The organism is Enterobacter sp. JBIWA008 (assembly GCF_019968765.1).
GTDB lineage: Bacteria > Pseudomonadota > Gammaproteobacteria > Enterobacterales > Enterobacteriaceae > Enterobacter.
Window position 1 is genome coordinate 4,250,224 of the sequence record NZ_CP074149.1, and the last position, 14,821, is coordinate 4,265,044.

The 14,821-nt window shown below is 56.7% G+C and carries 15 protein-coding genes and 1 pseudogene; 6 read left to right on the forward strand and 10 right to left on the reverse strand.

Annotated features, from left to right (window positions below; genetic code table 11):
* Window positions 1-4: 4 nt before the first annotated feature.
* Window positions 5-580, forward strand: coding sequence for a division/outer membrane stress-associated lipid-binding lipoprotein (gene dolP, locus KGP24_RS20595; RefSeq protein ID WP_029739641.1), 576 nt, complete (start codon window positions 5-7; stop codon window positions 578-580).
* 66 nt (window positions 581-646) lie between these two features.
* On the opposite strand, the gene KGP24_RS20600 is transcribed toward dolP, so the two are convergent.
* Window positions 647-1,684, reverse strand: a complete 1,038-nt coding sequence (locus KGP24_RS20600) for a permease (protein ID WP_223561658.1) — start codon at window positions 1,682-1,684, stop codon at window positions 647-649.
* A gap of 40 nt (window positions 1,685-1,724) precedes the next feature.
* Window positions 1,725-2,369 carry an NAD(P)H-binding protein gene (locus KGP24_RS20605; RefSeq protein WP_223561659.1) on the reverse strand — a complete coding sequence of 215 codons (645 nt, stop codon included), beginning with the start codon at window positions 2,367-2,369 and terminating at the stop codon, window positions 1,725-1,727.
* Between the two features lie 128 nt (window positions 2,370-2,497).
* Between KGP24_RS20605 and KGP24_RS20610 the strand changes: the two genes are divergently transcribed.
* Window positions 2,498-3,016 carry a type 1 glutamine amidotransferase domain-containing protein gene (locus KGP24_RS20610; protein WP_023333577.1) on the forward strand — a complete coding sequence of 173 codons (519 nt, stop codon included), beginning with the start codon at window positions 2,498-2,500 and terminating at the stop codon, window positions 3,014-3,016.
* Here KGP24_RS20610 and KGP24_RS20615 read toward each other — a convergent pair.
* Window positions 2,996-3,430: a YhbP family protein gene (locus tag KGP24_RS20615; RefSeq protein ID WP_223561660.1), complete on the reverse strand. Its 435-nt coding sequence runs from the start codon at window positions 3,428-3,430 to the stop codon at window positions 2,996-2,998. The genes KGP24_RS20610 and KGP24_RS20615 overlap by 21 nt on opposite strands.
* 14 nt (window positions 3,431-3,444) lie before the next feature.
* Between KGP24_RS20615 and KGP24_RS20620 the strand changes: the two genes are divergently transcribed.
* Window positions 3,445-3,774, forward strand: coding sequence for a GIY-YIG nuclease family protein (locus KGP24_RS20620; protein ID WP_023309323.1), 330 nt, complete (start codon window positions 3,445-3,447; stop codon window positions 3,772-3,774).
* Here the strand turns inward: KGP24_RS20620 and KGP24_RS20625 are convergent.
* Together KGP24_RS20625 and KGP24_RS20630 are read right to left on the reverse strand one after the other, a co-directional pair.
* The gene (locus KGP24_RS20625) at window positions 3,761-4,264 is read right to left on the reverse strand and encodes an N-acetyltransferase (protein WP_126329205.1); all 504 of its coding nucleotides are present in this window, start codon (window positions 4,262-4,264) and stop codon (window positions 3,761-3,763) included. The genes KGP24_RS20620 and KGP24_RS20625 overlap by 14 nt on opposite strands.
* Window positions 4,258-4,782, reverse strand: a complete 525-nt coding sequence (locus KGP24_RS20630) for an SCP2 domain-containing protein (RefSeq protein ID WP_223561661.1) — start codon at window positions 4,780-4,782, stop codon at window positions 4,258-4,260. The genes KGP24_RS20625 and KGP24_RS20630 overlap by 7 nt, the downstream gene beginning before the upstream one ends.
* Window positions 4,783-4,993: 211 nt before the next feature.
* Here KGP24_RS20630 and KGP24_RS20635 point away from each other — a divergent pair, with 211 nt between their 5' ends.
* The 3 genes from KGP24_RS20635 to KGP24_RS20645 all read left to right on the forward strand — a co-directional run bounded on the left by KGP24_RS20635 (window position 4,994) and on the right by KGP24_RS20645 (window position 7,961).
* Window positions 4,994-5,989: a peptidase U32 family protein gene (locus tag KGP24_RS20635; RefSeq protein WP_023309326.1), complete on the forward strand. Its 996-nt coding sequence runs from the start codon at window positions 4,994-4,996 to the stop codon at window positions 5,987-5,989.
* Window positions 5,990-5,996: 7 nt separating this feature from the next.
* A complete protein-coding gene (locus KGP24_RS20640) occupies window positions 5,997-6,875 on the forward strand; it encodes a U32 family peptidase (protein WP_223561662.1) in 879 nt (292 codons plus the stop codon).
* Between the two features lie 78 nt (window positions 6,876-6,953).
* The gene (locus tag KGP24_RS20645; protein ID WP_223561663.1) at window positions 6,954-7,961 is read left to right on the forward strand and encodes a luciferase-like monooxygenase; all 1,008 of its coding nucleotides are present in this window, start codon (window positions 6,954-6,956) and stop codon (window positions 7,959-7,961) included.
* Between the two features lie 95 nt (window positions 7,962-8,056).
* Here the strand turns inward: KGP24_RS20645 and mtr are convergent, their stop codons facing one another.
* From mtr to pnp, 5 genes and pseudogenes are all read right to left on the reverse strand, one after another.
* Window positions 8,057-9,301 (reverse strand): tryptophan permease, encoded by a 1,245-nt coding sequence (mtr, locus tag KGP24_RS20650; RefSeq protein WP_223561664.1) that lies wholly within the window; start codon window positions 9,299-9,301, stop codon window positions 8,057-8,059.
* A gap of 142 nt (window positions 9,302-9,443) precedes the next feature.
* On the reverse strand, window positions 9,444-11,330 hold the full coding sequence (locus KGP24_RS20655; protein ID WP_023333585.1) for a DEAD/DEAH family ATP-dependent RNA helicase: 1,887 nt from the start codon (window positions 11,328-11,330) through the stop codon (window positions 9,444-9,446).
* The gene (yrbN, locus tag KGP24_RS20660) at window positions 11,323-11,403 is read right to left on the reverse strand and encodes a protein YrbN (protein WP_097397692.1); all 81 of its coding nucleotides are present in this window, start codon (window positions 11,401-11,403) and stop codon (window positions 11,323-11,325) included. Before yrbN ends, KGP24_RS20655 begins: the two co-directional genes overlap by 8 nt.
* A gap of 107 nt (window positions 11,404-11,510) precedes the next feature.
* The gene (nlpI, locus tag KGP24_RS20665) at window positions 11,511-12,395 is read right to left on the reverse strand and encodes a lipoprotein NlpI (protein WP_023333586.1); all 885 of its coding nucleotides are present in this window, start codon (window positions 12,393-12,395) and stop codon (window positions 11,511-11,513) included.
* Window positions 12,396-12,445: 50 nt separating this feature from the next.
* Window positions 12,446-14,642: pseudogene (gene pnp / locus KGP24_RS20670) on the reverse strand (polyribonucleotide nucleotidyltransferase).
* Window positions 14,643-14,821: the final 179 nt, after the last annotated feature.

A 14,821-nucleotide genomic window follows, 5' to 3' on the forward strand; every position in this document is an offset into this window, starting at 1 on the left:
TCTTATGAAGGCTTTATCGACCCTCGCAGTCCTTATGTCTGCATTACTGCTTCAGGGATGTATCGCTGCGGCCGTTGTGGGTACCGCCGCGGTAGGCACCAAAGCGGCAACCGATCCACGCACCGTGGGGACGCAGGTGGATGACGGTACGCTGGAGCTGCGCGTCAACAGTGCGCTGTCGAAAGACGAACAAATTAAGAAAGAAGCGCGTATCAACGTGACGGCTTATCAGGGCAAAGTGCTGCTGGCAGGCCAGGCGCCGAATCTGGAGCTCGCCTCTCGCGCGAAACAGATTGCGATGGGCGTCGAAGGCACCACAGAGGTGTTTAACGAAGTGCGTCAGGGCAAGCCAATTGGCCTGGGTGACGCCTCTTCCGATACCTGGATCACCACCAAGGTGCGTTCCCAGCTGCTGGGCTCGGACCAGGTGAAATCCTCCAACGTGAAAGTGACGACTGAAAACGGTGAAGTGTTCCTGCTGGGTCTGGTGACCGACCGTGAAGGAAAAGCGGCGGCCGATATCGCCAGCCGGGTGAGCGGCGTGAAGCACGTCACCACCGCGTTTACTTACATCAAATAAAAAAAATCCCCTCGCTTGAGGGGATTTTTTTGTAGGCCCGGTAAGCGTAGCGTCACCGGGCTTTTTTCACACAAGCGCAATACTCCCCACCATCACCCCGCTCAACGCCACCAGCCCTGCGGTCAGCCACAGCGCTTTCGCTGGGAACGACTTACGCAGCATGATAAGCGACGGCAGGCTGATCGCCGGCAGCGTAATCAACAGCGCCAGCGCCGGCGCGGTGCCCATACCTGCAAGCATCATGGTCTGAACAATCGGGATCTCCGCCGCCGTTGGGATCACAAACAGGCAGCCTGCAACGGCCATTGCAATGACCCACATCAGCGTGTTGTCGATAGCGCCATCCGCATGCGGGAAGAGCCAGACGCGCGCCGCCCCCAAAACCAGTACCGCCAGGATATAGACCGGGATGGTGCTCCAGAAAAGCTGCCATAGCGCCCTGCCCCAGCGCGCAAAGAAGCCACCCTGCGGTTCGCTGACGTCCAGCTCAACAGACGCGGACTCTGGCGTCTTATCCTTCACCAGATTTTGCACCAGCGTCGCCACCACCAGCACGGTCAGCAGCCCGGCGACCAGACGGATGAACGCGAAATGCCAGCCCAGCACAAAGCCCATAAACACCAGCGTTGCCGGGTTGAGCAGCGGGTTCCCCATCCAGAACGCCAGCGCACCGCCCATCGACACGCGCTGACGGCGCATCCCTGCGGCCACGGGCGCGGCGCAGCAGGAACACATCATCCCCGGCAGGGAGAAAATCGTCCCCAGCAGCGTACCCTGAAAGCGCGGCTGCCCGAGCGTTTTCACCAGCCAGTTGCGCGGGATAAGCACCTGAATCAGCGAGCCAAGAATGACGCCTAAGACGGCGGCCTTCCAGACGGCAAGGAAGTAGACCATGGCATAGTCCCACGCCGCCTGCAGCGGGCTGGATTCAGCCTGTGCGAGAATAGATTTACCGATGCTGTGCGTTTCGGCGGCAGTGAAGGCTTTGCCGTAGTACGGCTGCCATTTCACATACCAGAGGCCAACAATGACCACGAGAAAGAAGAGTGCGGGCTTCCACCACTGAACAGGTGTTGCCGCCTGAGATGAAGACTGACCAGTCATAGCATTCCCCGGAGAGTATTAGGTTATTAGCCGGGGGAGTTTACGCCTCGCCCTGCGCTATTTCACGCAGTTTTGCCGAAGGAATAATGTTAACACCCGCTTTCGACGGGGCCAGCCCCTCTTTTAACATCGCGCGCGCGACGTCCCGTGCCTCGATGGATTTCCAGTTGCCGGGAAGGATGCGAAACAGCGGAGCCAGTATCGACTCGTTAAACCGGCGTTCGTCCCGGTGGCCGATCAGCATCGAAGGGCGCACAATCGTCAGCTGCTCCCACTTCTGCGCAATCAGCGCCTCCTCCATCTTGCCCTTCACCTTGTTGTAGAAGAAAGGCGATCCGGCACTGGCGCCCAGCGCGCTGACCACCAGAAAATGTTTGGCCCCCAGCTTTTTCGCCGTAAGTGCGGTATCCACCACCAGCGTATAGTCGGCGTGGATAAATGCCTCTTTGCTGCCCGCCTCCCGCCGCGTGGTGCCCAGACAGCAAAAGGCGATATCAATCGGGTCCTGCACCTGCGCCAGCGCGTCCGTCAGCTGAGGATCGTGCGGATTAAAGACGCCGGATAAGTCCGCCAGCGGTCGACGCGTCGGGGCGGCGATATAGTTCACGCGGCGATCCTGAATCAGCAGCCGCAGCAGATGATCGCCCACTAACCCGGTGGCACCCGTAATCAATACCTGACTCATCTTTTCCCCTTTACAGAATTGTCCGTTTGCGAACTCAGCGTCGTCGACCACACTTAGAAGTCTGTTACAGGTAAGTATTTACCACAAGCGGAGAAAAATCAGTCTGAAGCCAAAACAACGGAGGAAGCATGGGCAAGAAAATCGCAGTCTTGATTACCGACGAGTTTGAAGATTCAGAATTCACCTCTCCAGCAGAGGCGTTCCGCAAGGCGGGACATGAGGTCATCACCATTGAGAAAGAGGCGGGCAAAACGGTGACGGGCCATAAGGGCGAGGCGACCGTGACCATTGATGAGACCATCGATAACGTTAGCCCCTCAGATTTCGACGCCCTGCTGTTACCCGGCGGCCATTCCCCGGATTCCCTGCGCGGGGACGAGCGCTTCGTGACCTTCACCCGGGACTTTGTCTCTACCGGCAAACCGGTCTTTGCCATCTGCCACGGCCCGCAGCTGCTCATCAGCGCAGAAGTGGTCCGCGGGCGTAAGCTTACCGCCGTGAAACCGATCGTTATCGATCTGAAAAATGCGGGGGCCGAGTTTTACGATCAGGAGGTGGTCAACGACAAAGATCAGCTGATCACCAGCCGAACCCCGGACGATCTCCCGGCGTTTAACCGCGAAGCGCTACGCCTGCTCGGCGCGTAACCAGTGCAACTTCTTGCCAAAGCCCAGGGTGTTGTCGGTAAATTTCAGCTCATCGAGGCGGATTTCCCACACCGGGGCTTTTAGCGCAGCGGCAACGGGAAAGCGGCGCGTGTAGAGCTTACGACGCGCGTCGCTCTCTTCTCCGTCCAGACGACGGATCTCCCCTTTAAACTGCACGCCGCGGATCAGCGCGACCGTTTTCGGCTGGCCGTTTACCGTGCCCGCGACCTTAGCCTGCTGGCCGGTCATCTGCGCATGACGCGTTTTGTCTTCGCTCATGACATAAAACGCCACGCGCTCCGGATCGTAGTAGTAAAACGCGTTTGCGCACCACATCTCACCCTCGCTGTAGACGCACCAGGTGACGACGTGCTGCTTCGCCAGCCAGCGGTTGATGGCTGCCAGTGTTTCCATTTTCGTTCTCTCTCATGCTATGGTGCGTTCACCTTAACATACTGAATCCGTTTACCGTGTGCTGGTTTCTCTATCTTGTCCGAACCGCTGATAACGCACTCTACACCGGGATCACCACCGATGTGGCGCGGCGTTTTTTACAACATCAAACGGGGAAAGGGGCAAAAGCGCTGCGGGGGAAAGGGGAATTACAGCTCGCCTTCTCAGCGGCCGTCGGCGACCGTTCGCTGGCGCTCAGGCTGGAATACCGCATCAAGCAGCTGACAAAGCGCCAGAAAGAGCGCCTCGTGACCGGAGACGGCTCCTTTGAGGCGCTACGCGAGAGCCTGATTAAAAGCGATTAAAATGGTCGTGGTACTCGACCAGCCCATTGACGCCGTTGAGCGCGTCGTCCGCCAGACGATGAACCTGGAAAGCGGATTCCGTACCCGGCCAGCGGCAGCGCAGATCGTAATGCGCGGCCTGCTCAAAGCCTAATCGACCATAGAACGCCGGATCGCCCAGCGTGACCACGGCGGCATAGCCAAACTCATTGAGCGAGTCCAGCCCTTCATAGACCAGCTGACGTGCCAGCCCTTGCCCGCGATAGTTTTCATCTACCGCCAGTGGAGCCATTCCCACCCACTGAAGATCTTCGCCCTGAACGATGACCGGACTGAAGGCCACATAGCCGACCACCTGACCTTCGTCATCGGTGGCAACCAGCCCCAGCGTAATCAGGCCGTCTTCGCGAAGGTCGTGGACCAGTTGGGCTTCGGCATCGCTCGCAAAGGCGCGGCGTAACAACGCATCGATCCCCGGCGCATCAATCCCAATTTCGACTCGAATCAGCATGGCTCACCTACTGAAGTGTGTTTACCGTCCGGCGGGGTTTTCAGCCCGGCCTCAACGAAATCTGCCATTTGCATTAACATCACGCGCAGCGCTTTCGGCATCTGCTCCAGCTCAATGGCATCCATTAAATTCTTCACGTACAGGCCCAGCTCCGTGTCGCCTTCAATCACCAGACGGCGCTGGAAGAAGAGCGTATCCGGATCCTGCTTACGCGCGGCGATCATCAGCAGATCGCTGGCGTTGGCGCTAAAGCTCACATCCGCGTCGGCGGTTTCACGTACGATCAGCTGGCCATTCTCAACGGAGGTAAACCAGCGCAGCCCAATGTCACGCACTTCAATGCTTAACCAGCGGCCTTCCAGGAACTCCAGCTCGCCGTCCTGCAGCGCATGGCGGAACTGCCAGCTCAGGACCTGCTCCAGCACCTGGCGTTTTAGCGCGAACGGCGCCAGCTTGACCGGCACGCTCAGCATTGATGGACCAAATTGTACGAGACGTGAACGCAGTTTATCCAGCACGAGCTTTACTCCCTGATATCTATAGTCCTGCTATTTTGCCATATCCGAAGCGCAACATAGCGGCGTAAATCAACAAACCGTCGTCCGCCGCACCTCATTATTGGTGCCATCAATACGCCATTAGCTGCCTTAAATCAAAAATTGTCGCGTATGGGTTAATTAAAATCCCAGCTCGTTAACAATTTTGCGATCGACTACATCAGGATAAATTATGGAGCTGCTCTGCCCAGCCGGAAACCTTCCGGCGCTTAAGGCGGCCATCGAAAATGGGGCCGATGCGGTCTATATCGGGCTGAAAGATGACACCAACGCCCGCCATTTTGCTGGCCTTAACTTTACGGAGAAAAAGCTTCAGGAAGCCGTTAACTTCGTTCATCAGCACCGCCGCAAGCTGCATATCGCCATCAATACCTTTGCTCATCCTGACGGCTACGCCCGCTGGCAGCGCGCGGTGGACATGGCGGCACAGCTGGGTGCCGATGCGCTGATCCTGGCCGACCTCGCCATGCTTGAGTATGCGGCAGAACGCTATCCCCATATTGAGCGCCACGTCTCTGTTCAGGCATCAGCCACCAACGAAGAGGCGGTGCGTTTTTACCATCAACACTTTGACGTTGCCCGCGTGGTGCTGCCGCGCGTGCTCTCTATTCATCAGGTTAAGCAACTCGCGCGCGTCACGCCAGTACCGCTGGAAGTTTTTGCCTTTGGCAGCCTGTGCATCATGGCCGAAGGCCGTTGCTATCTTTCCTCTTATTTAACCGGTGAATCGCCGAATACCGTCGGGGCCTGCTCCCCTGCCCGCTTTGTTCGCTGGCAGCAGACCCCTCAGGGGCTGGAGTCTCGCCTGAATGAGGTGCTGATTGACCGCTACCAGGACGGGGAAAACGCCGGTTATCCAACCCTGTGTAAAGGCCGCTATCTGGTCGACGGCGAGCGCTATCACGCGCTGGAAGAGCCGACCAGCCTCAACACGCTGGAGCTGCTGCCGGAACTGCTGGCGGCCAATATTGCCTCGGTGAAAATCGAAGGACGCCAGCGCAGCCCGGCCTATGTGAGCCAGGTCGCGAAAGTATGGCGTCAGGCCATCGACCGCTGCATGGCGGACCCGCAGAACTACGCCCCACAGCAGGCCTGGATGGAGACGCTCGGATCGATGTCCGAAGGCACGCAAACTACGCTTGGCGCGTATCACCGTAAATGGCAGTGAGAAAATCATGAAATATTCATTAGGACCGGTGCTCTACTACTGGCCAAAAGAGACGCTGGAAGATTTTTACCAACAGGCGGCGACCAGCAGCGCCGATGTGATTTACCTCGGCGAAGCGGTGTGCAGCAAGCGCCGCGCCACCAAAGTGGGCGACTGGCTGGAGATGGCAAAAGGCCTGGCCGGCAGCGGCAAGCAGGTGGTGCTCTCCACGCTCGCGCTGGTGCAGGCGTCTTCCGAACTGGGCGAGCTGAAGCGCTACGTTGAAAACGGCGAGTTCCTGCTGGAAGCGAGCGATCTGGGCGTGGTGAACATGTGCGCTGAACGCAGGCTGCCGTTTGTTGCGGGTCATGCCCTGAACTGCTACAACGCCGTAACCCTGCGCCTATTGCTCAAACAGGGGATGACGCGCTGGTGCATGCCGGTGGAACTTTCGCGCGACTGGCTGGCTAACCTGCTTAACCAGTGCGAAGCGCTGGGCATTCGCAATCAGTTTGAAGTGGAAGTGCTGAGCTACGGTCATCTGCCGCTGGCCTACTCCGCCCGCTGCTTCACCGCACGCTCGGAAGACCGCCCGAAAGACGAGTGCGAAACCTGCTGCATCAAGTACCCGAACGGACGCAGCATGCTGTCACAGGAGAATCAGCAGGTGTTTGTCCTGAACGGCATTCAGACCATGAGCGGCTATGTCTATAACCTCGGCAACGAGCTGGCGTCGATGGACGGTCTGGTGGATATGGTTCGGCTGTCGCCGCTGAATACCGGCGTGTTCGCGATGCTTGACGCCTTCCGCGCCAACGAAAACGGTGCCTCACCGCTGCCGCTGACGGCAAACAGCGACTGCAACGGCTACTGGAGACGGCTCGCCGGGCTGGAGCTGCAGGCGTAAAAAAGGCTCACTTTGTTAACAACGGTTATCATTTTTTAATGCAGTATTAAAGATTCACCGTCGACAAAGTGAGCTGTTATGACTGACAAAACCATTCCGTTTTCGGTGCTGGATCTGGCGCCGATCCCACAAGGCTCCTCGGCAAGAGAAGCCTTTTCGCATTCTCTCGCTCTTGCTCAGCTGGCCGAAAAGCGTGGCTATCACCGCTACTGGCTGGCCGAGCACCACAATATGGTAGGCATCGCCAGCGCAGCCACCTCGGTACTGATTGGTTATCTGGCGGCAAACACCACCACCCTGCACCTGGGCTCCGGTGGCGTAATGCTGCCGAACCACGCCCCGCTGGTGATTGCCGAGCAATTTGGCACGCTGAATACGCTATATCCGGGCCGTATAGATTTAGGGCTTGGTCGTGCGCCCGGCAGCGACCAGCCAACGATGCGTGCCCTGCGTCGCCATATGAGCGGCGATATAGATAACTTCCCGCGCGACGTGGCCGAGCTGGTGGACTGGTTCGACGCGCGCGATCCAAATCCGCACGTGCGCCCGGTACCGGGCTACGGTGAGAAGATCCCGGTATGGCTGTTAGGCTCAAGCCTCTACAGCGCACAGCTTGCCGCGCAGCTGGGGCTGCCGTTTGCGTTTGCCTCGCACTTTGCGCCGGATATGCTGCATCAGGCGCTGCATCTTTACCGCACGAACTTTAAACCGTCCGAGCGTCTTGAGAAACCGTACGCGATGGTGTGTATCAACATCATTGCCGCCGACAGCAATCGCGATGCGGAATTCCTGTTTACCTCCATGCAGCAGGCGTTTGTGAAGCTGCGTCGCGGTGAGACAGGCCAGCTTCCACCGCCGGTGGAGAATATGCATCAGCTGTGGTCCGCCTCCGAGCAGTATGGCGTGCAGCAGGCGCTGAGCATGTCGCTGGTAGGCGATAAGGCAAAAGTGCGTCACGGGCTGGACGCGGTGCTACGCGAAACGCAGGCGGATGAAATTATGGTTAACGGCCAGATATTCGATCGCCAGGCGCGTTTGCATTCGTTTGATTTGGCCATGCAGGTGAAAGAAGAGCTGGTGGGGTAGTTTTTTGCCCGGTGGCGCTTCGCATACCGGGCCTACACTCTTTCCTCCCTCTCCCTGTGGGAGAGGGCCGGGGTGAGGGATTCAAACCGCACGTTTTACTGATACACAGGCAACAGATTAAAACTCGACAGCACGTGTACCAGAGCGTTACCAACGCCGAATACCAGAATCAGTGCAATCATCGGTTTGCCGCCCCAGACGCGGAATTTCGGGCTGCCGAAGCGTTGACGTGATTTGCGCGCCAGCAGCGCCGGCACTATCGCCGCCCAGATGGTTGCCGCCAGCCCTGCATAGCCGATGGCGTACAGGAAGCCGTTCGGCCACAGCAGGCCGCCCACAATCGGCGGCAGGAAAGTCAGCAGCGCCGTCTTGAAGCGCCCCATCGCAGAATCATCAAAGCCGAACAGATCTGCCAGGTAGTCAAACAGGCCCAGGGTTACACCCAGGAAAGAGCTCGCCACGGCAAAGTTAGAGAAGATAACCAGCAGCAGATCCAGGCTGCGGCTGTTCAGCACGCCGCTCAGCGCCTGCACCAGCACGTCAATGTTACCGCCCTTCTGCGCAATGCCGATAAATTCCGGACGCGGGATGTTGCCCATCGTCCCCAGCAGCCAAATCACATAAAGCCCCAGCGCCAGCAGCGTGCCATAGACCAGACACTTCACAATGGTGCGCGGATCTTTGCCGTAGTACTTCATGAGGCTCGGCACGTTACCGTGGTAGCCGAACGACGCCAGACAGAACGGCAGCGTCATCAGCAGGTACGGCGTATAGGAGGTGTTCACCTCGGCGACGTTAAACAGCGTGGCGGGCGTCACGTGCCCCAGCAGGCTGCCGAAGGTCAGGAAGAAGGTGATGACCTTAGCGCCTAATACGATCGCCGTCATGCGGCTCACCGCTTTGGTACTCATCCAGACGATAAACGCCACAGCCAGCGCAAAACATAGCCCCGCCAGACGCGGCGGAATGTTCAGCGACATCTCCGAGAAGGTGTGATGCAGAATCGAGCCGCTCGCCGAAATATACGCGTAGGTCAGGATATAGAGCACAAACGCGATGGACAGACCGTTCACCAGGTTCCAGCCTTTGCCCAGCAGATCTTTGGTGATGGTGTCGAAGCTGGAGCCAATCCGGTAGTTCAGGTTTGCCTCAAGGATCATCAGCCCGGAATGGAGCATGCAGAACCAGGTAAAGACCAGCGCGGCCAGCGACCAGAAGAACCACGCACCGGACATGACCACAGGCAGGGAAAACATCCCGGCTCCAATGATGGTTCCGCCGATGATCACCACGCCGCCAAGCAGCGAAGGTGACGTTTGGGTGGTGGTAAGTGTCGCCATACAGCCTTTTCTCCAGTCAATCATGCGGTTCTGCATTTTAATGTGACGCACTGTACCAGTACAAGAGTACAAAAGGAATAAAAAAAGCCCCGATAGCGTGTATCGGGGCTGTATATTTTACTTTACGTCAGTTGCGTAAGGCTTACGCGTCACGGCGACGGCTGGTGCCTTCATCACGACGTGGGCCACGGCTTTCGCGACGCTCACCGGAGAAACGACGTGGTTCACCGCGACCTTCGCTGCGGCCGCCTTCACGACGCTCGCCACCGAAACTGCGACCACCGCCACGACGTTCACCACCGCGGTCAGGACGTGGCTGTGCATCGCCCATCAGCTGCATGTTCATCGGCTTGTTCAGGATGCGGGTGCGCGTAAAGTGCTGCAGCACTTCGCCCGGCATGCCTTTTGGCAGCTCGATGGTAGAGTGGGATGCGAACAGCTTGATGTTACCGATGTAACGGCTGCTGATGTCGCCTTCGTTAGCAATCGCGCCAACGATGTGACGAACTTCAACGCCATCATCACGGCCCACTTCAATGCGGTACAGTTCCATATCACCCGCGTCACGACGTTCACGACGTGGACGGTCTTCACCACCACGCTCTGGACGGTCACCACGTGGGCCACGGTCATTACGGTCGCCACGACGTTCGAAGCGATCGTCACGGTCACGGAATTCACGCTTAGGACGCATAGGCGCATCTGGTGGCACGATCAGGCTACGTTCGCCCTGAGCCATTTTCAGCAGTGCTGCAGCCAGGGTTTCCATGTCCAGCTCTTCGCCTTCAGCGGTAGGCTGAATCTGCGACAGCAGCGCACGGTACTGATCCAGATCGCTGCTTTCCAGCTGCTGCTGTACTTTCGCGGCGAATTTTTCCAGGCGGCGTTTGCCCAGCAGATCTGCGTTTGGCAGGTCAGCTTCTGGAATGGTCAGCTTCATGGTGCGTTCGATGTTGCGCAGCAGACGACGCTCGCGGTTCTCAACGAACAGCAGCGCGCGGCCAGCACGACCCGCACGACCGGTACGACCGATACGGTGAACGTAAGACTCGGAATCCATCGGGATGTCGTAGTTTACAACCAGGCTGATACGCTCAACGTCCAGACCACGTGCTGCCACGTCGGTTGCAATCAGGATATCCAGACGACCGTCTTTCAGACGCTCCAGAGTCTGCTCACGCAGGGCCTGGTTCATGTCGCCGTTCAGCGCTGCGCTGTTGTAGCCGCTACGCTCCAGGGCTTCAGCCACTTCCAGGGTCGCGTTTTTGGTACGAACGAAGATAATCGCCGCATCAAAATCTTCCGCTTCCAGGAAACGTACCAGCGCTTCGTTTTTGCGCATGCCGTACACAGACCAGTAGCTCTGACTGATGTCCGGGCGAGTGGTTACGCTGGACTGAATACGCACTTCCTGAGGATCTTTCATGAAGCGCTTGGTGATACGACGAATCGCTTCTGGCATGGTGGCAGAGAACAGCGCGGTCTGATGACCGTCCGGGATCTGCGCCATGATGGTTTCGACGTCTTCGATGAAGCCCATACGCAGCATTTCATCTGCTTCATCCAGTACCAGGCCGCTCAGCTTAGAGAGGTCCAGAGTACCGCGCTTCAGGTGATCCAGCAGACGGCCCGGCGTACCGACAACAATCTGTGGGCCCTGGCGCAGGGCGCGTAACTGCACGTCATAACGCTGGCCGCCGTACAGGGCTACCACGTTTACGCCGCGCATATGTTTAGAGAATTCCGTCATTGCTTCTGCAACCTGAACAGCCAGTTCACGGGTTGGAGCCAGGACGAGGATCTGCGGTGCACGCAGGTCCGGATCAATGTTGTTCAGCAGCGGCAGCGAAAATGCTGCAGTTTTACCGCTACCAGTCTGGGCCATGCCCAGCACGTCACGACCAGAAAGCAGGTGTGGGATACACTCAGCCTGGATCGGAGATGGTTTTTCGTAACCCAGATCGTTAAGGGCTTCAAGGATAGGAGCCTTCAGGCCCAGATCTGCAAAAGTGGTTTCGAATTCAGCCATGTAGTACAAGTGCCTCGATATTAATGGCGGCCAGTCTACTTAGCTCATCGTGAAAATGATTAGCAATTTTCATTGAAAAGTGTGAACCGGCTCAAAGTAGGTGTATTGACGAACAACAACGCCCTCACCAGTCAAGGTGATGGCAATCAAAAGATTACGGGCTGATGTTTATGTCGTCAGCTATTGCTGGTCCGATTCTGCCAGGTCGTCTTGCTCCTGGCCCAAGAGCGATAATTCCAACAATGCATAACGGTGCTCAACGAAGTTGTGTACGTTGTTAGCAACCGCTAATTTGAACAGTGCCGTAGCGCTGTCCATATCCCCCAGACTTAGGTAGTACTTACCTAAATAGAAGTTGGTTTCACTGAGATGCTCAGCGAGCGAGGTGTTATCCGTTGCGTCCGCCTTGAGGCGTTCCATCAGCGTTGCTTCGCTAATGTTGCCCAGGTAGAACTCGACAATGTTCCATCCCCACTGTTCCTTGTCCGATTTATCGAAACGCTGTTTCAGCGCCTCTTTTGCCTGCTTCTCATCGAGCTTCCGCTCAACGATGTAAAGCCACAGGCTACGGAAAGGATCATTAGGATCGTCTTGATAAAACGCCAGCAGATCATCTTGCGCTAACTTATCACGACCGCCGTAATACAATGCGATACCGCGATTCAAGTGCGCGTAGTTGTAAGTTGGATCAAGCTCAAGTACAGAATCAAACGCTTCATAGGCAGCATCAAAATTGCCTGCCTGCGTTAAATAAATGCCTAAGTAATTGAATACTTCAGGCATATCAGGTCGGATAGCCAGCGCTTGTGAAAAATCATTTCGCGCCAATGCCCTCAGACCGAGACTATCATACAACACTCCGCGCTCATATAAAAGCTGCGCGCGTTCTTCATCGGTTAAAGCCCGACTGGCAAGTATTTGTTCCATGCGTGCCAGAATCACTTCCTGCTGCAAAGTCGGTTGCAATGGCACTGCGAGGACTTCGCTCTTACGCCAGGCAGAGTTGCTGCATCCTGCCAGCGTTAAAGCTGTCGCAACGAAACACCAGCGCAAAAAAGGCTTCATTTCCCACTCCCGAAGACAACTATTGGATGAACGTCCTGTCCCCCGGCGGCTTAACAAGGCGTCCTGCCTGATAATAGGCCCTCCGCAAAGCGGAGGGCAAATGGCAACTTACTCGCCTTGCTGTTCTGCTGCCTGTGCTTCTGGCGCAGCGGCTGGCTGAGACTGCTCGGTTGCTTCTTTAATGCTCAGACGGATACGGCCCTGGCGATCAACTTCCAGAACTTTCACCGGTACTTCCTGACCCATCTGCAGGTAATCGGTCACTTTCTCAACGCGCTTGTCAGCGATCTGAGAGATGTGAACCAGACCTTCTTTACCGCCACCGATGGCAACGAACGCGCCAAAGTCAACGATACGGGTCACTTTCCCTGCGTAGACGCGGCCCACTTCGATCTCTGCAGTGATTTCTTCGATGCGACGGATCGCGAATTTCGCTTTCTCGCCGTCGGTTGCTGCGATCTTCACAGTACCGTCATCTTCGATTTCGATCGTGGTGCCAGTCTCTTCGGTCAGAGCACGGATAACAGAACCGCCTTTACCGATAACATCTTTGATCTTGTCTGGATTGATCTTGATGGTGTGGATACGTGGAGCGAACTGAGAAATGTCGCCACGCGGCGCGTTAATCGCCTGTTCCATCACGCCCAGGATGTGCAGACGCGCACCTTTAGCCTGGTTCAGAGCAACCTGCATGATCTCTTTGGTGATACCTTCAATTTTGATATCCATCTGCAGCGCAGAGATACCTTCGCGGGAACCCGCTACTTTGAAGTCCATATCACCCAGGTGGTCTTCGTCACCCAGAATGTCAGACAGAACAACGAAGTTGTCACCTTCTTTCACCAGGCCCATTGCGATACCCGCAACGGCGGCTTTGATTGGCACGCCTGCATCCATCAGCGCCAGAGAGGCACCACACACGGAAGCCATAGAAGAGGAACCGTTGGATTCGGTGATTTCAGACACCACACGTACGGTGTACGGGAATTTGTCTGCTTCTGGCATGACTGCCAGTACGCCGCGCTTCGCCAGACGACCGTGACCAATTTCACGACGCTTCGGCGAGCCAACCATACCGGTTTCGCCTACGGAGTACGGAGGGAAGTTATAGTGGAACAGGAAGCTGTCAGTACGCTCGCCCATCAGTTCGTCGATGATCTGTGCGTCACGTGCAGTACCCAGGGTCGCGGTAACCAGCGCCTGCGTTTCGCCACGGGTGAACAGCGCGGAGCCGTGAGTACGTGGCAGAACGCCAGTACGCACATCCAGACCACGGATCATGTCTTTTTCGCGGCCATCGATACGCGGCTCACCTGCGAGTACGCGGCTACGAACAACGTTTTTCTCGATTGCGTGCAGGATGTCGCTCAGTTCGTTAGCGTCCAGCGTTTCGTCTTCAGCAACCAGGGTCGCGATAGTTTCAGACTTGATCACGTCAACCTGAGCGTAACGCTCCTGTTTGTCAGTAATGCGGTATGCATCGCTCAGACGAGATTCTGCCAGGGCTGCAACGCGTGCGTTCAGCGCATCGTTTGCCGCTTCTGGCTGCCAGTCCCAACGTGGTTTACCGGCTTCTTTAACCAGATCGTTGATGTTCTGGATAACGATCTGCTGCTGGTCGTGACCAAATACCACAGCACCCAGCATCTGGTCTTCGCTCAGCAGTTCAGCTTCGGATTCAACCATCAGCACAGCGGCTTCAGTACCCGCAACCACCAGGTCCAGCTTACTTTCTTTCAGCTCTTCCTGAGTTGGGTTCAGCACGTACTGGTCGTTGATGTAACCAACGCGCGCGGCACCGATTGGGCCATTGAATGGAATACCAGACAGTGACAGGGCAGCGGATGCGCCGATCATGGCAACGATGTCCGGGTTAACCTGTGGGTTAACGGAAACAACGGTCGCGATAACCTGTACTTCGTTAACGAAGCCTTCAGGGAACAGCGGACGAACCGGGCGGTCAATCAGACGCGCGATCAGGGTTTCGCCTTCGCTTGGACGGCCTTCACGACGGAAGAAACCACCCGGGATTTTACCGGCAGCGTAGGTACGCTCCTGGTAGTTAACGGTCAGCGGGAAGAAGTCCTGACCTGGTTTAGCTTTTTTCTGGCCAACAACGGTAACGAATACCGCAGTGTCATCCATGCTTACCATAACGGCAGCAGTAGCCTGACGAGCCATCATGCCGGTTTCCAGCGTGACGGTATGTTGACCATACTGGAATTTACGAACGATCGGATTCAGCAAAGTTCTGTCCTTTCTTAAATGTTTGACAGCACACCACCGGTGTGCTGTCGATTTAACCCGACCTTCTTCGCATCCTCGCGACTAATGACAACCAACACCCCCATGGGTGAAGCCTCTCATTAGCCGCGCGAACCTCTGCAATGAAGATCATTTATAGCAACAATACAATAGTTTCCAGT

Coding starts and splice junctions, on each gene's coding strand:
- dolP (WP_029739641.1), top strand. CDS start 5: ATGAAGGCTTTATCGACCCTCGCAGTCCTTATGTCTGCATTACTGCTT.
- KGP24_RS20600 (WP_223561658.1), bottom strand. CDS start 1,684: ATGACTGGTCAGTCTTCATCTCAGGCGGCAACACCTGTTCAGTGGTGG.
- KGP24_RS20605 (WP_223561659.1), bottom strand. CDS start 2,369: ATGAGTCAGGTATTGATTACGGGTGCCACCGGGTTAGTGGGCGATCAT.
- KGP24_RS20610 (WP_023333577.1), top strand. CDS start 2,498: ATGGGCAAGAAAATCGCAGTCTTGATTACCGACGAGTTTGAAGATTCA.
- KGP24_RS20615 (WP_223561660.1), bottom strand. CDS start 3,430: ATGGAAACACTGGCAGCCATCAACCGCTGGCTGGCGAAGCAGCACGTC.
- KGP24_RS20620 (WP_023309323.1), top strand. CDS start 3,445: ATGCTATGGTGCGTTCACCTTAACATACTGAATCCGTTTACCGTGTGC.
- KGP24_RS20625 (WP_126329205.1), bottom strand. CDS start 4,264: ATGCTGATTCGAGTCGAAATTGGGATTGATGCGCCGGGGATCGATGCG.
- KGP24_RS20635 (WP_023309326.1), top strand. CDS start 4,994: ATGGAGCTGCTCTGCCCAGCCGGAAACCTTCCGGCGCTTAAGGCGGCC.
- KGP24_RS20640 (WP_223561662.1), top strand. CDS start 5,997: ATGAAATATTCATTAGGACCGGTGCTCTACTACTGGCCAAAAGAGACG.
- KGP24_RS20645 (WP_223561663.1), top strand. CDS start 6,954: ATGACTGACAAAACCATTCCGTTTTCGGTGCTGGATCTGGCGCCGATC.
- mtr (WP_223561664.1), bottom strand. CDS start 9,301: ATGGCGACACTTACCACCACCCAAACGTCACCTTCGCTGCTTGGCGGC.
- KGP24_RS20655 (WP_023333585.1), bottom strand. CDS start 11,330: ATGGCTGAATTCGAAACCACTTTTGCAGATCTGGGCCTGAAGGCTCCT.
- yrbN (WP_097397692.1), bottom strand. CDS start 11,403: ATGAAAATTGCTAATCATTTTCACGATGAGCTAAGTAGACTGGCCGCC.
- nlpI (WP_023333586.1), bottom strand. CDS start 12,395: ATGAAGCCTTTTTTGCGCTGGTGTTTCGTTGCGACAGCTTTAACGCTG.